At 44.9% G+C, this 14083-nt stretch carries 15 protein-coding genes; 11 read left to right on the forward strand and 4 right to left on the reverse strand.

Annotated features, from left to right (window positions below):
• Positions 1 to 13 precede the first annotated feature (13 nt).
• Complete coding sequence (locus MKY16_RS03435; RefSeq protein WP_029515875.1) at positions 14 to 1108, forward strand: GerAB/ArcD/ProY family transporter; 1095 nt, start codon at positions 14 to 16, stop codon at positions 1106 to 1108.
• On the forward strand, positions 1105 to 2304 hold the full coding sequence (locus MKY16_RS03440; protein ID WP_029515874.1) for a Ger(x)C family spore germination protein: 1200 nt from the start codon (positions 1105 to 1107) through the stop codon (positions 2302 to 2304). Before MKY16_RS03435 ends, MKY16_RS03440 begins: the two co-directional genes overlap by 4 nt.
• Before the next feature lie 68 nt (positions 2305 to 2372).
• On the opposite strand, the gene MKY16_RS03445 is transcribed toward MKY16_RS03440, so the two are convergent.
• Positions 2373 to 2921, reverse strand: coding sequence for a PadR family transcriptional regulator (locus MKY16_RS03445; protein ID WP_069010937.1), 549 nt, complete (start codon positions 2919 to 2921; stop codon positions 2373 to 2375).
• Positions 2922 to 3088: 167 nt separating this feature from the next.
• Between MKY16_RS03445 and MKY16_RS03450 the strand changes: the two genes are divergently transcribed.
• Positions 3089 to 3580 carry a phenolic acid decarboxylase gene (locus MKY16_RS03450; protein WP_029515872.1) on the forward strand — a complete coding sequence of 164 codons (492 nt, stop codon included), beginning with the start codon at positions 3089 to 3091 and terminating at the stop codon, positions 3578 to 3580.
• 103 nt (positions 3581 to 3683) lie between these two features.
• Here the strand turns inward: MKY16_RS03450 and MKY16_RS03455 are convergent, their stop codons facing one another.
• The 3 genes from MKY16_RS03455 to MKY16_RS03465 all read right to left on the reverse strand — a co-directional run bounded on the left by MKY16_RS03455 (position 3684) and on the right by MKY16_RS03465 (position 6332).
• A complete protein-coding gene (locus MKY16_RS03455) occupies positions 3684 to 4130 on the reverse strand; it encodes a hypothetical protein (RefSeq protein WP_029515871.1) in 447 nt (148 codons plus the stop codon).
• A gap of 270 nt (positions 4131 to 4400) precedes the next feature.
• Positions 4401 to 4790 carry a winged helix-turn-helix transcriptional regulator gene (locus tag MKY16_RS03460; protein WP_029515870.1) on the reverse strand — a complete coding sequence of 130 codons (390 nt, stop codon included), beginning with the start codon at positions 4788 to 4790 and terminating at the stop codon, positions 4401 to 4403.
• Positions 4791 to 4982: 192 nt separating this feature from the next.
• The gene (locus tag MKY16_RS03465; RefSeq protein WP_340954117.1) at positions 4983 to 6332 is read right to left on the reverse strand and encodes a glycoside hydrolase family 30 protein; all 1350 of its coding nucleotides are present in this window, start codon (positions 6330 to 6332) and stop codon (positions 4983 to 4985) included.
• A 210-nt stretch (positions 6333 to 6542) separates the two neighbouring features.
• Between MKY16_RS03465 and MKY16_RS03470 the strand changes: the two genes are divergently transcribed.
• From MKY16_RS03470 to MKY16_RS03505, 8 genes are all read left to right on the forward strand, one after another.
• Positions 6543 to 7223 (forward strand): response regulator transcription factor, encoded by a 681-nt coding sequence (locus tag MKY16_RS03470; protein WP_029515868.1) that lies wholly within the window; start codon positions 6543 to 6545, stop codon positions 7221 to 7223.
• Entirely contained in the window at positions 7220 to 8989 is a 1770-nt protein-coding gene (locus tag MKY16_RS03475) for a sensor histidine kinase (protein WP_340954120.1), read from the forward strand. Before MKY16_RS03470 ends, MKY16_RS03475 begins: the two co-directional genes overlap by 4 nt.
• Before the next feature lie 23 nt (positions 8990 to 9012).
• The gene (pssA, locus tag MKY16_RS03480) at positions 9013 to 9522 is read left to right on the forward strand and encodes a CDP-diacylglycerol--serine O-phosphatidyltransferase (RefSeq protein WP_029515866.1); all 510 of its coding nucleotides are present in this window, start codon (positions 9013 to 9015) and stop codon (positions 9520 to 9522) included.
• Positions 9523 to 9544: 22 nt separating this feature from the next.
• The gene (locus MKY16_RS03485; RefSeq protein ID WP_340954123.1) at positions 9545 to 10039 is read left to right on the forward strand and encodes a DedA family protein; all 495 of its coding nucleotides are present in this window, start codon (positions 9545 to 9547) and stop codon (positions 10037 to 10039) included.
• Between the two features lie 87 nt (positions 10040 to 10126).
• On the forward strand, positions 10127 to 10543 hold the full coding sequence (gene psiE / locus MKY16_RS03490) for a phosphate-starvation-inducible protein PsiE (RefSeq protein WP_340954126.1): 417 nt from the start codon (positions 10127 to 10129) through the stop codon (positions 10541 to 10543).
• Between the two features lie 55 nt (positions 10544 to 10598).
• Positions 10599 to 11606, forward strand: coding sequence for an AI-2E family transporter (locus tag MKY16_RS03495; RefSeq protein ID WP_250243085.1), 1008 nt, complete (start codon positions 10599 to 10601; stop codon positions 11604 to 11606).
• 188 nt (positions 11607 to 11794) lie between these two features.
• Positions 11795 to 12355: an NADPH-dependent FMN reductase gene (locus MKY16_RS03500; protein ID WP_029515862.1), complete on the forward strand. Its 561-nt coding sequence runs from the start codon at positions 11795 to 11797 to the stop codon at positions 12353 to 12355.
• A gap of 546 nt (positions 12356 to 12901) precedes the next feature.
• Entirely contained in the window at positions 12902 to 14074 is a 1173-nt protein-coding gene (locus MKY16_RS03505; protein WP_029515861.1) for a radical SAM/SPASM domain-containing protein, read from the forward strand.
• Positions 14075 to 14083 lie beyond the last annotated feature (9 nt).

The raw sequence follows: 14083 nt of genomic DNA on the forward strand, positions 1-14083 counted from the left end.
AGGAGGGAGCAAGATGGCCCGTGGGAAAAAAGCGGATAAAATTACAACGTTGCAGACAACGGCAATTGTGGTTTCCTTTATGCTGGCTGCCGGGTTGCTTACCCTTCCCAGAGTAGCAACTGAAGTTGCAAAAACACCGGATGCGTGGATATCTGTCATTTTAGCAGGGGGGGGCACTTTCCTGCTCGGATGGATTATGATCAAACTAAGTTCAAGGTTTCCAGAAAGCACCTTTTACCAGTATGTTCAGCGGATAACAGGCAAAGTCATTGGCAAAGGGATTGGTATGCTGATTGTTATTTATTTTGTTTGTATAGCCGCATTTGAAATCCGATCTGTGGAGGAAGTAACGTCGTTCTTTCTGCTTGAAGGCACTCCGGCGTGGGCAATTTCAGCACCTTTTATGTGGCTCTCTCTGTACCTATGCATGGGAGGAGTAAGCTCATTAGGGAAAATATGCCAATTAATATTCCCGATTACGACGGCTATCTTTTTGTTGATATGCTTGCTGAGTTTAAATATTTTCGAATTGAATAATTTGCGTCCTGTCTTGTCGGAGGGGGTGATGCCAGTGGTTAGAACGCTCAAGACTACAATCCTGACATTAACGGGGACAGAGTCCTTGCTGATTATTTTTTGTCGGATGGAAAAACCCGAGAAAGCAACCAAGGCAATCGGACTGGCGATCGGGATCGCGGTCGCTTTTTATACAGCAACGCTGATCCTGTGCATTGGCGCTTTTTCGTTCGAAGGAGTCTTGAGCAGAACCTGGCCATTTTTAGATTTGGCTCGCAGTTTTGAAGTGGAGTACCTGTTATTGGAACGGTTCGAATCCTTATTGTTGACCATTTGGATCATGCAAATTTTTTCCACATTTAGTATTGCTTTTTATTGCGCTTCGCTCGGAGTTTCTCAAATTTTGAATAGCTCTTATTCCAAGACGCTGTTCATTTTGCTTCCGATCATCTACTTCCTATCCCAAATTCCCAAAAATCTGAATGAGTTATTTTCTTTTGGAACGATCCTGGGGAATGGAGCTTTTGTTTTATTCGCTCTGCTTCCACTGCCACTTCTGCTTATTTCTCGCTGGAGGAAGGTGCGGTCATGATGAGGGCACGGTCGGGATTACTCGGAATGACCGCACTCCTAGTATGTTGTACACTTTCAGGTTGTTGGAGCAGCTCGCCGGTGGAGGATCTAAATCTGATGACAGGTATTGCTATGGATGTAGAGGCAGAATCTTCGCAAGAAGAGCAAATTAATCGAAAAGGAGGAGATTATCCAAAAAAAGAGTTAATCACTGGAACCTTCCAATTTGTCATCCCAGAGGAAAGCGGAGGCTCCAATAGCTCCTCCCCGCAAGCTAAAAAATTTTTTAATATTACGGAAACGGGGGATTCCGTTTTTGAAATGCTCAGAGAAATTTCATTGCGGACCAATCGACCTCCCATCGGGCAACATTTGAAAACGATTATTATCAGCTCCAGTCTGCTTCGCAAGATTCCGTTGTATGAGCTGCTGGACTTTTTCTTGGGGGATAATGACATTCGGCCCAGCGTACAGCTACTGATTAGTACAGACAAGGCGGGGAATGCGCTTCAGGAGAAAATTCCTGGTCAGATTCCTGCTTATATATTAAAGGATATATTCCAAAACCGTAAACGGAACGCGCGGTTGATAAAGCCCATGGCTTTGGCTAAAGTGATCGGACCCATGAAGGGTGAAAGAAGCTTTATATTACCTAATGTCATTACGGCGGAGAATGAAATCAAGCTCGCAGGTGCGGGAATCATCAAGGGAAAGACACAAACCTACGGTGGTTATCTGAATGAGTCGGAGGTCGAGGGTCTTATGTGGATCAAAGGCCAATTGGATGGAGGCGTGCTGAAAAGCAGCGATCCGAAAACCGGTAAAAATATAGCATATGAGATCAAAGCGGTGAAAAGCAAGATCAAGGCCATCGTTCAGGGGGATGACATTTCCTTTCAGGTAAAAATGACCTCAGAGGGACGCATTTCGGAGGTGCATATAAAGAATGAAAATTTGCGTAGCAACAATGTGCTTGGACAAGAAGAGAGTCTCTTTCAGGAGAAAGTGAATTCATTAGCTGAACAAACGTTAGCTAAAATGCAAAAGCTGAAGGTTGACGTCGGAGGTTTCGGAGAGGCCTTGAGGATTCAGCATCCTAAAGTTTGGCGTAAGGTCAAAGAGGATTGGGATACCACTTTTAGTACCATTCCTGTACGGTTTAGCACAGATATCCATATTGAAGATTACGGCTCTTCGATTACGACGGCAGACTAGTTTGCACGTACTTATTTTAGAAAAACCTTCAATACCACGAATCTACGTGACGTTGAAGGTTTTTTAGGCTATTCAAACAGGGACAGTGTTTCTTCCAGCCACGTAATATAGCTTTCTTCCCGATTAATGGCACGGCTCAGCACCAGATAATGCCCGAATTGGTTAGAGCCGGGGGATTGAAGATTCTCGTCCAGCTGTTGGAGGGATTTTTTACTTTCGTACAGATACTCCAGCTTTTCTTTACGTTTGGCAATCTGGTCCTCGAACAATCGCTTGTTCTCTTCCTTGGGGATGGCCGCTGAGAAATACAGCATAAGCATAAACTCATCTTTTTCCGTTTCCGGTAACTCCTTGGGGCTTAGCAGCCATTCGGTCAGCTCTTGGGTTCCTTTGGGGGTAATGCAGTACAATTTTTTTTCCAGCTTGGCTCCTGTAATGGAGGTCCGATATTCAATGAGTCCCTCTTCGGTCAGCCTTTTGAGCTCGGGATAAATCTGACTGTGCTTGGCGCTCCAAAATTGTCCGATTTCCTGCTTGAATTGGCTCGTAATATCGTAGCCGCTCATTTCCTCTTTGTGAACCAGGCCCAAAATGGCATATTTTAAAGTGCGTTTCAACGTAGCTCTCCTCGTAAAACGGTATTTGACACTAGTATACCACAGTGCTACAATTTATATGTAGTTAAAAACATGTTTATATTTACATGTTTTGAATTGAATATTTATTATCTTTGGTATCCTATTCAATTCATGAAAAATTATAATTTAGGAAAGAAGGATGCAAGATGGACAAGTTTATCGGCAGCCACATGATTTACACCTATGAGAATGGTTGGGAGTATGAAATATATATTAAAAATGAAGATACGATCGATTATCGCATTCATAGTGGTATGGTAGGTGGCCGCTGGGTACGTGATCAGAAGGTCAATCTGGCGAAACTGGTGGAAAACGTGTATAAAGTATCGTGGACCGAACCGACAGGCACTGACGTGTCTCTGAATTTTATGCCTGAAGAAAAACGTATGCACGGCATTATTTTCTTCCCTAAATGGGTTCATGAGCATCCGGAAATCACTGTGCGCTACCAAAACGATTTTATTCCGCTAATGGAAGAATCGCGTGAAAAGTATGAAACGTATCCAAAGTATGTGGTGCCTGAATTTGCAGATATTACATTCATCGAAAATGCGGGTGTGAACAACGAACAATTAATTTCCCAAGCACCTTATGAAGGAATGACAGACGATATTCGTGCAGGTAAACTGCAAGTGTGATCAACTCTGTGCTGAAAGTGTAAAAGCCTGGCCTGTGATAAACAGTCTCAGGCTTTTTTGCATGAACTGGAAAGTAGATTGCTAATGGAGTGGTGGACGATATTTAGAATGAATAGTAGACCAGGCCATGCTCGATGAGATACGAACGACTAATCCGAGGGGGGAGGATGGTCGCTAATGGGGAGAGAATGTGCAGGTTCGCATGGGCAGTCAGATCGGATAAGGCTGATAGAGCCAGCTCTGTTTTATCAGGCCCCCAGTGATCAGCGTGGTGCTGAATATATTGCTCAGCCTCGGTTAAGGACAGACCCTTGAGTGAGGTAAACACGGAAGCCCAGCGGACGAGGTCAAAGGCGCCTTTAATTTCAGGTAACTCATATTCTGCCAGACCTTGAGCGCCGTTACACGACATAGTAAGCAAGCCACAGCAATGGTGTTGATAGGGTTTCGAGTCAGGAAATTGACGATAATCGTATTGAATCATTTCCATGGAACCAATGCGTAATTGGGTCGCTTGGGACGTTGTGGGCTGGGCAAGCGTCATGCTCATGCTAGAATGGCCTCCTTCTCGAGTTCACTGTAAATAGGGATGGAAGAATCATACGTCACAGCGGATGTAATGTAAATCACGAATACAAGTGTAAAATGAGGATATGTAGCGGAAAACGAGCTTTAATGCCAATGGAAACGGATACTTGCATCCATATCTTTTATTATCTTGGAGAATGTCTTTATATCACAAAAAAACAACCCCGGATCTTCCCAGGGTCGCCTCTACGAGAAATATAGTTTAGCATTTCGCAAAATGCTTGTTTGCTGGTCACACGGGTGTGACGTCTTGAACCGCTTCTTCTTCTTTCCAAATCACGTTCTCGCGATAGTTTGATCCCCAATCGTACATTGCTCTCAGTACCGGAATCAGGCTTTCGCCATGCTCTGTCAGTGAATATTCCACATGCGGAGGGACGACAGGATAGACTTTACGTAGAATGAGTTTATCTTCTTCCAGCTCGCGCAATTGGTTAGTCAGCATTTTTTGCGTAATATGGGGGATCAGCTTCTTCAATTCACCAAACCGCTTGGTGCCTTCCATACCGAGATGCCACAAAATAATCAGCTTCCATTTTCCACCGATGACCGCGAGAGTCAATTCCTTATCACAATTAATCAGCTTCAAATCAATCCGGTCTTTTACAGTAGTGATATTCATCGACCTCCTGTCCATAGTTATTCCAAGTATACTATTTATAGTTACTATACGCAAAAGGATATACATCCATTTTGGAAACTATGCATACGTTTGGATACGGATCGACTGGACAGTGAAGCATGATGATTACGCAGAACCGAAAAACAGGACTGTAACATTTCCTAATATGCATAATTGCAGAAAACTGCGGCGTTAAGAAGGGATCACCATCGTATTAAAGGACTCCGGCTCCAGCTCCAGCTCCAAGCGGTGTGTTGTTTCTCCGATAGACAGGTTCAGTACTCGAGATTCCTTGAACGGATTGGCGATGACTAGCACTCTTTGCCCGTCTGTATTTTGAAAAGCAACTGCATTTCCAGTCCATGAGCCACGAAGTCCGATGCGTCGGGCACCCGGTAATACAAAATGAGAAAAATGCTTCATGACATAATACTCTGGATTCAGGACAGGTTTTCGATCCGTTGGATCAACGGTAATCATCGAATTTTGCTCCCAGCCCCATGTGCTCTTGCCTTTCGGTTCCAAAACCATATTCCAGTAAATATAAGCATTCACACCATTGGTGAAGTAGTGCTGGTACAGATTATATACATATTTGGCGTAGTCCCATGAGTTCTCTCCGTTACCGCATTCATTTTCGGTTTGCATGTAACGAAGCTCAGGATAACTGGCAACGGTGCGCTGAATGGCATTTTTGCCTGCCCACTGGTAGCCTACACCTTTAATATATTTGTAGGCCTGGGGGTCACTTAACACGGTATGGGCATACTCATCGAATCCGGTCGAAGTCTTTTTCATTAATTCCTCCCACGGATCGGGTGCGTTAATGGTGCCCAGCCAAATTTCCGTATCCAGTCCGTGTTCCTCAAAAGCAGGACCCAAATAGTCGCGAATAAATTCACGCAGTTGCTCTCCGGTCCATACACAGGAAGGAAACTTCTGATCGGCAATGACTTCATTTTGAACATGAATCTGATGGATCGTAATCCCTGCCTCCCGGTAAGCCTGAACAAATTTGACAAAGTACAATGCATACGCTTTCAAAATATCCTTTTCCCAGCGCAGCGTGCCGTAATTGTAGGCTTTCGGTGATTTCATCCATGTCGGCGGACTCCAGGGTGAAGCGAACAACTTTAAGTCCGGATTGAGTTGTAACGCTTCTCGAATAAAAGGAATGAGATACTGCTGATCGCGCTCGATGGAAAAATGCTTCATCTCCACGTCGCCGTCTGTTTCATTGTGGCTATACCATTCCAGCGCGTAGTCACTCGCTCCAATAGGAAGTCGGCATATCGTGAATTTGTGCTCGCCCTCTGGGTGAAAGAGAGAATGAAGCACCCGATCTCGGTCGTCCTTTTCCAAATGATTCAGGGCCACATAACCTAATTCATTAAAACAGCCACCAAAGCCTTCTACAAGCTGATATGTTTCTCCTGTAAGGATTAGGTTGGCACTCTCTTGGGTATCGGTCAAATGGTGAGCTTGGGATTGCCAAGCTTTAGCTTTGGAAGTGGAAAACCACTGAATGGTTTGATTGCTCATGTGTTACCCTCCTGTCAGGCTTTTTGTATCTCAACTTATTATAGGGTAGGATCTTAGAGGAAGAGATGGTCTGAGCGATGACAAATTTGCCCTAATCCAAGGTGAAATTTGCGGATGAGAACTTTTGCTGATAAGAAGTGTCAAGAACACATAAAGAACACATGTCTTTGATATACTGGTGTCCTAGAATGACCGAAAGAGGGAAGTCGATTGAAGAAAAGAGTTCTTCTTGTCGAGGATGAAATACGTATTCGTGAAGTGATTGCGGATTATTTTAAACAAAATAATTGGGAAGTCTATGAAGCAGGCAATGGAAAAGATGCACTTATCTGGTTTGATTCGGTGCAGCCTGACCTGATTATACTCGATATTATGATGCCGGAACTGGATGGTTGGGAGGTGTGCCGCCAGGTGCGCAGCCGTTCAGGTGTGCCGATCATTTTGTTGACAGCCAAATCCGGTGATGATGATAAAATATTAGGCTTTGAACTAGGAGCCGATGATTACGTGACCAAACCATTCAGCCCCAAGGTGCTGATTGCTCGCGCGAACGCGCTGATGAAACGGGTGGAAGGACATGTGCAGCCAGAGTCGCATATCTTGCGGTTCGGTAGTGCCATTCTCAACACGATGGCTCATCGGCTTGAGGTGGATCAGGCGGAAGTCGAACTGACGCCCAAGGAGTATGAGCTGCTGCGGCTGCTTATACATAATAAAGGCATCGTTATTTCACGGGATGCGATACTGAACCGAGTGTGGGGCATCGACTTTGAAGGAGATACACGAGTTGTCGATACGCATATCAAAAAGCTGAGAAGTAAGCTGGGCCGTGAATCACGCCATATCCGCACTATTTTTGGTACTGGCTACAGGTTTGAGGAGGAAGAATGAACAAACGGGGAGTTACCTTTAAGTTGTTCATTATGACGGTTGTGTTTTTCCTGTGTTTTTACGGTATGGTGATTTTAAGTCAATTGTTGTTTTTTGAAAATTTTTATCAGAAACAGAAGATTGGGCGTGTGGAAAGTCGTTTGCAAAGCTTCGGTCAAAGTTATGTCCAGGAGGCTTGGGGATCGGGCAGGGTTTCGCGTGAGGCAGCTCGTTTTATGCTTCAAAATAAAAACCAGTTGGCGATTGTAACGCTGGACGGCAAAGTAAAGCTGGATGATGCGTTTCATATCAATGTAAGAAAAGCAGATGGTAAAATCGTTAAAATATCGCTGTCTCTGTTTATGAGTGAGTATGGAGATGAGCTGAGAGCTGCCCGGATTCAGCCTGGCGATACGGTAACGGTTGAAGGTGAGGGATTGGGAACGGAAGGCATATCCTCCGCCAATTTAATTTATCCAACCGGCATACAGAAGCTTGGCTTCAAAAGTATAGGATCAACTTTGGAAGAGGCAAGCACAGGTGGCAGTGTAAGGTTTTCCGGTACGGTGACAGAGATTGTACTGCCGGATCTGAAAACATGGAGTCAGCGACAAGGTTTACTGTTTAGTGCGCTGGAGGAATGGTTCCCTTTATCACAGTCGCATCTGGAGAAGCTTAAGAATTTCGAAGTGTTGGAGGAAGATTGGACGGAACCTTGGACAGGGGTACGCAATGCAGTTATAGTCCATCCTGTTCGTCAGAGCACAGGCGAGATCGACCTCCTGTTCACTGTGACATCGTTGCAGGAAATCAGTGAGACGAATGAGGCTTTGCGCTGGTTTTATCTGTACTTAGGGATCGGAGGATTTGCACTCATTCTAATTTTGTCTCTGTTCTATTCTCGGATGGTGACCCGCCCGCTCATTGCTTTGAATAATACCGCCAAGCGGATGGCTAAGCTCGATTTTACAGCCCATACACCAATCCGGCAGAATGATGAACTGGGCAGCTTGTCCTACAGCATGTATACCCTGTCCCAGAACCTGGACACCGCTTTGCGCGAGCTTCAGGAGGCCAATCAGCAATTAGTGGAGGATATGGAACAGAAGCAGAGGATGGAGGCTGTGCAACAAGACTTTTTTGCCAACGCTTCTCATGAACTGAAAACTCCGCTGAGTATCATTAAAGGCTTCGCAGAAGGATTACAAGATGGGGTTAGCGCCGGGAAGCAGGATCATTATATGAAAGTCATTGTAGAGGAAGCGGACAAAATGGAGCGATTGGTCAAAGATATGCTGGACCTCGCCAAATTGGAATCGGGTACTCTCAAGCTTCGCAAGATGACCTTTATCTTGAGTGAGCTGGTGGAGGAGGTCGTGGACAAGCTATTCCATTTGTTGAAGGAGAAAAAGCTGGAAGTAGTCATTATCCCCGCCAATGAGATGCCGATCCATGCCGATGTAGGATGGATGGAACAGGTGATTATCAACTTTGTTGTCAATGCCATACGACATGCTGAGGAAGGAAGCTCAATCACGATTCGTATCGAAGGTGATGGGGAAATCAGTTCCTTTTCCATTGAAAATAAAGGTGAGACCATTCCTGATGATCAACTGGAGCAGATATGGGATCGCTTTTACCGGGCTGAGCTGTCCCGAAGCCGCCAGACAGGTGGGACAGGGCTCGGGCTGTCGATCGTCAAACGAATTTTGGATTTGCACGAATTCCACTTTAAGGTGGAGAATACCAAGGACGGCGTCCGTTTTGTTGTTATATTCGGAGGCTAAGTTATGGCAAAGGAGTTAAGAGTATGAAATGGAATTGGTTGCCCTCACTATGCACGATTGCAAACCTGGGGGCAGGGGTCTTATCCCTGTATTTCACGATTCATGAGCAATACATGACCGCCTTTATTCTCGTGGTGGTGGCTGCTTTATGGGATGTATTAGACGGTTTACTGGCAAGGCTGCTGCATTGTTCCAGTGATTTTGGCAAACAGCTCGATTCGCTGGCGGATGTGGTCTCATTTGGGGTTGCCCCTGCTTTCTTGATCTTGTTATACAAGCTGGGAGATACCCATTGGGTAGGACCACTTGTGGCTGTTTTGTTTGTCATATGTGGTGCGGTAAGATTGGCAAGATTCAACCTAATGGCTTTTAGTAAAGGCTTTGTGGGTATGCCGATTACGGCGGCGGGAGTGATTTTGTCCTTTATGTTTTTATGGAGTGAGCATTTGAAGCCGGGGTTGTTGCTTGCGTTAATGGTAGTGCTGTCGTTCCTGATGGTTAGCCGTATTCCCTTCCCGTCCTTCAAAAAATAATCGGTCAGGAGGTGGCGCTCCTATGGAATGGGCCATCAGCATGATTACACAATACGGATATATCGCTATTTTTGCTCTTCTTGCTCTTGGGATTATTGGCCTACCGGTTCCAGATGAAATTATTATGGTGTTTGTCGGCTATTTATCTTCTATTATGGTACTGAATTATTCGGTGTCTATCTTAGTCAGCTTCATCGGTGCAATGACAGGGATGATGATCAGCTACACGCTAGGCAAAAAGCTGGGCCAGCCCTTGGTGGATAAGCACGGCAAGTGGGTTGGATTGACACCGAAGCGATTTGCAAGAGTTAAGGGGTGGTTTGCGCGCTTTGGGTTGTGGACCATTTTGTTCGGTTATTTTATCCCAGGAGTCAGACATGCGACAAGCTATTTGTCGGGCATTAGTGCGATGCCTGTCCGAAAATATATGCTGGTGGCAAGCGCAGGTTCTCTGATATGGACGCTTATCTTTATCTCTATTGGTTATATTGCAGGGGCGAATATAAACTTTCATTAAGGTGACCCCAAAAGTAATGTAGCATTTTTCACGTATACCACCGATAATATAAATAAAGATACTGTACAACCAGTGAGGGGATCTGTATTGAATGCATTAATGAAGTATATTGAGAAGTTACCTGGTTTTCTGCAAATGATCTTAAATATCTCGCTATTTCTGGTCGGGCTGATTTTAAGCTTCTTACTGCTAAAAGAAACATGGTCCATTTTTTCTTATGTTTTTTTGTACGCAGAGGGCGACAAAAATTACTATGAATTCACGGAAGAGTTGCTTGTGTTTTTCTTGTACTTTGAATTCATAGCATTAATAGTTAAGTACTTTAAAACCAATTTTCATTTTCCATTACGTTATTTTATCTATATTGGGATCACGGCTGTCATCAGGCTCATTATTGTAGATCATGATGATGCTAAAAATACATTCTGGTGGTCTATTGCTATCCTAGTCATGGTAGGTTCTCTATTGATCGCTAACAGTAAATTGTTAAAAAGAGAAAGTTGATGCTCAGGAAGATTGCAAAGTTGACAGTCAAGTGGGAGAGAGGGAATAAAGACGAATGGTAAGAAACTGGATGAATCATGCGGGCGTCAGGCGGGTAGCCGTCCTTGCGATAATCGTTTTGCTGTTGTTTATGTTAAGAAGCATGATGAATATTATGTTGTTAACACTGCTGCTTACGATCTTGATTGGCAGTATATATAACGGAGTGAATAAGCTGGTCAAGCGGTTCGTCAATGTACCGTCAATGGTCGTACTGCTACTGGTGTATGGTCTGCTGATCCTGATTATGGTGTGGGGCGTTTACCGAATGGTGCCGCTAATCATTGTACAGGTCAAGCAGGTGTATCTCATGATTCAGCAAGCGTATATGTATCCTGATCGTAATCAATGGAACGAAACGATTATCGAATTTATGGACACACTGAATGTTCAGCGGCTATTTGAGCCTGGCCTGAGTGCAGTGATGAAGGTCAGTCAATTGGGAACACAACTTCTGGTGTCAATTATTTTGAGCTTGTTCTTCCTGATGGAAAAATCCTATATTACACGCTTTACAGCTACGTTTGTAGATAGCAAGCTGGGCTGGTTTTTCAAGGAAGTGGGTCATTTCGGCCGTATGTTCCTGGGTACGTTCGGGAAGGTATTGGAGGCTCAACTGCTGATTTCACTTATTAACTGTATATTGACCACGATTGCGCTCTGGATTATGGGCTTCCCTAATCTGCTCGGTCTTGCGCTCATCATTTTCGTACTGGGATTGGTTCCGGTGGCAGGTGTGTTTATCTCACTGGCACCGCTCGGCCTGATCGCTTTCAGTGTCGGTGGCATTCAATATGTAATTTATCTGGTTATATTGATCGTGGTGATTCATGCGATTGAGGCCTATTTCTTAAATCCGAAGCTGATGTCATCCAAAACGAATTTACCGATCTTCTTTACCTTTGTCGTACTTATTTTCTCTGAGCATCTGATTGGAATTTGGGGCTTGATTGTAGGTATTCCGTTGTTTGTTTTCTTCCTTGATCTGATTGGGATAAAACGCAAGCAAGAGAAGGATACTTGATTCAGCAATACAGATTCCGCCCTAGTATAGTGACTATTGATATATCACAAATGCCTGCGAAACCGCAGGCATTTTTTTATTGCCCTTTTGTTCACAGGAAAAATCGCTGACGCTCATCCACTTTTTAATTCTCTTGTTAGCTATAGTACACTGAATATGCAAGATCAGATCAAGTTCGGAGAAATGAGATGATACGGTTGGAACAGAAAATTAAGGTATTGGCTATATCGGGTAGCCTTCGTCAAAAGTCCTCCAATACAGCACTTATGAAGGCTACTATGGGGCTGGCTTCTGAAAATATGATGTTCACAGTCTATGATGGGTTGGAAGATCTCCCGCATTTTAACCCTGACTTGGATGTAGATGAGGGGCCAGCTTCCGTAAGAGGGCTACGGGAACAATTGAAACAAGTGGATGGAGTGCTGATCTGTACACCGGAATATGGAAATGGGGTGCCGGGTGCTTTGAAAAATGCCTTGGATTGGCTCGTATCTTCAGGTGAATTTGTAAATAAACCAACAGCGGTCATTAGCGCGTCACCGTCTCCTATGGGCGGCCATCTGGCGCATGCCTCGCTGCTGCTCACATTGCAAATGATCAATGCAGAGATTGTGGAGAATGGAAAGGTCATTATTCCGCATATCACATTAAAGCTGAACTCAGAAGGCATCATTACAAACGCTGAAACTAGACAGGAAATGGAGGCATTACTTCAAGGGCTTGAGCAAGCATGCAGAGGACAGGTATAGGAAAATCCAAAGCAGATCCTTCATCATAGAAGGATCTGCTTATTTGAATGGCCACCTACTACATATTCAACGGCAGGAATTCACCAGTTATCTAATATTAGTTGTGTCCAGCAAACGCTCATAGACCTTTAATCGGGCATACACCGTTTCAAGTATCGGATATGACATATTACGATAGGCCAATGCCAGAAGTGTTCCGCTCATGCTGGCAACAAATATATACTTTTGCCAAATTTCACGCTGAATGTCATGGCTGTGTGTAACCGTGAAACCTGCTAGCACTTTTTCAGCTGTAAGAAAAAATCATTTCGGCCACGACCTTTTTGATACCCGCAGCATTACGGGTAAACGTACCTAAAAGCGATACTCATATCGCTACTTCGGAAGCATAAGCTCTAATAAGACGCCGTCAGACGTTTCTTCTTATTGCAGACCCAAGCATTAATGCGGCGCGAGAGCAAGATAATAGCGCATATCCTTATTCTCACAAGTTATCTTAAGATAAAAAGAACTGGTATCTAATTATAGGGAGATGAGGGAACGAAAATGATTAATGTAACGAAACTACTTACCGGTATGAAGGGAGAAGGCGATGATCTTCGTTATACCATTAAGCCGGGCCACAAACCTCATGGCGTTTCCGCGGGCAGAGGGCCTGTCGTCGTATGGAATTCGACACGGGCTTGCAACTTAACCTGTAAACATTGTTATGCGAATGCCTGTCCTGCCCATGATCCCGATGAAATGTCGACGGAGGAAGCTAAGGTATTTATTGATAATCTGGCCGCCTTCCAAGTGCCGGTACTGCTTTTTTCCGGTGGAGAGCCTCTGATCCGCAAAGATATTTATGAGCTGATTTCTTATGCGTCAAGCAAAGGGCTTCGGCCGGTAGTATCGACCAATGGCACATTGATTACCATGGACAGAGCGAAGATGCTAAAAGAAGCAGGGGTTAAATATGTCGGTGTAAGCCTGGATGGGCTGGAAGAGCGCCATGATGAATTTCGCGGGCGAAAAGGAGCCTTTAAGCAGGCGCTTCAGGGTATCCGAAACTGCTTGGTCATCGGCCAGAAGGTAGGGGTCCGGTTCACGATCAGCAGACATACATATGAAGACTTGGATGGTGTCCTTGATTTGATCGAGCGGGAAAATATTCCTCGGGCCTGCTTCTACCATCTCGTCTATTCCGGCCGCGGGAGCGCCCTGCAGCAAGAGGATGTTACCCATGAACAATCCCGGCATGCTCTTGACCGGATTATGGCTAAAACGGTGGACCTGCATGGCAAAGGCAAACCGGTGGAATTGCTCACCGTTGATAACCATGCGGATGGCGTTTACTTATACCAGCGGATGATGGAGCGCGACCCGGAGCGCGCAGCTGAACTGCTTGGCTTGCTTCAGAGAAACGGCGGCAACCGTTCCGGAATAGCCATCGGCTGCGTGGATTGGCACGGCAACGTCTATCCCGATCAGTTCACGAGAGATATCGAAATCGGTAATATCCGCAAGCAGAAATTCAGCGAGATTTGGCGTGATGCCGCTCATCCGCTAATGGTCGGCCTGCGCGACCGTAAACCGCTGCTAAAGGGACGCTGCAGAGAATGCAATTGGCTGGATATCTGTAACGGGAATTTCCGGGCCCGGGCTTCGGTAAGCGGTGATTTCTGGGCGGAGGACCCATCCTGTTATTTAAGTGACCGTGAAATTGGAATCGTATAACACTGGAAA

The organism is Paenibacillus sp. FSL L8-0641 (assembly GCF_038006265.1).
Classification (GTDB): Bacteria; Bacillota; Bacilli; order Paenibacillales; family Paenibacillaceae; genus Paenibacillus; species Paenibacillus polymyxa_D.

Coding starts and splice junctions, on each gene's coding strand:
- MKY16_RS03500 (WP_029515862.1), top strand. CDS start 11,795: ATGATACGGTTGGAACAGAAAATTAAGGTATTGGCTATATCGGGTAGC.
- MKY16_RS03440 (WP_029515874.1), top strand. CDS start 1,105: ATGATGAGGGCACGGTCGGGATTACTCGGAATGACCGCACTCCTAGTA.
- MKY16_RS03505 (WP_029515861.1), top strand. CDS start 12,902: ATGATTAATGTAACGAAACTACTTACCGGTATGAAGGGAGAAGGCGAT.
- pssA (WP_029515866.1), top strand. CDS start 9,013: ATGAAATGGAATTGGTTGCCCTCACTATGCACGATTGCAAACCTGGGG.
- MKY16_RS03435 (WP_029515875.1), top strand. CDS start 14: ATGGCCCGTGGGAAAAAAGCGGATAAAATTACAACGTTGCAGACAACG.
- MKY16_RS03460 (WP_029515870.1), bottom strand. CDS start 4,790: ATGAATATCACTACTGTAAAAGACCGGATTGATTTGAAGCTGATTAAT.
- MKY16_RS03485 (WP_340954123.1), top strand. CDS start 9,545: ATGGAATGGGCCATCAGCATGATTACACAATACGGATATATCGCTATT.
- MKY16_RS03465 (WP_340954117.1), bottom strand. CDS start 6,332: ATGAGCAATCAAACCATTCAGTGGTTTTCCACTTCCAAAGCTAAAGCT.
- MKY16_RS03495 (WP_250243085.1), top strand. CDS start 10,599: ATGGTAAGAAACTGGATGAATCATGCGGGCGTCAGGCGGGTAGCCGTC.
- MKY16_RS03475 (WP_340954120.1), top strand. CDS start 7,220: ATGAACAAACGGGGAGTTACCTTTAAGTTGTTCATTATGACGGTTGTG.
- MKY16_RS03450 (WP_029515872.1), top strand. CDS start 3,089: ATGGACAAGTTTATCGGCAGCCACATGATTTACACCTATGAGAATGGT.
- MKY16_RS03455 (WP_029515871.1), bottom strand. CDS start 4,130: ATGAGCATGACGCTTGCCCAGCCCACAACGTCCCAAGCGACCCAATTA.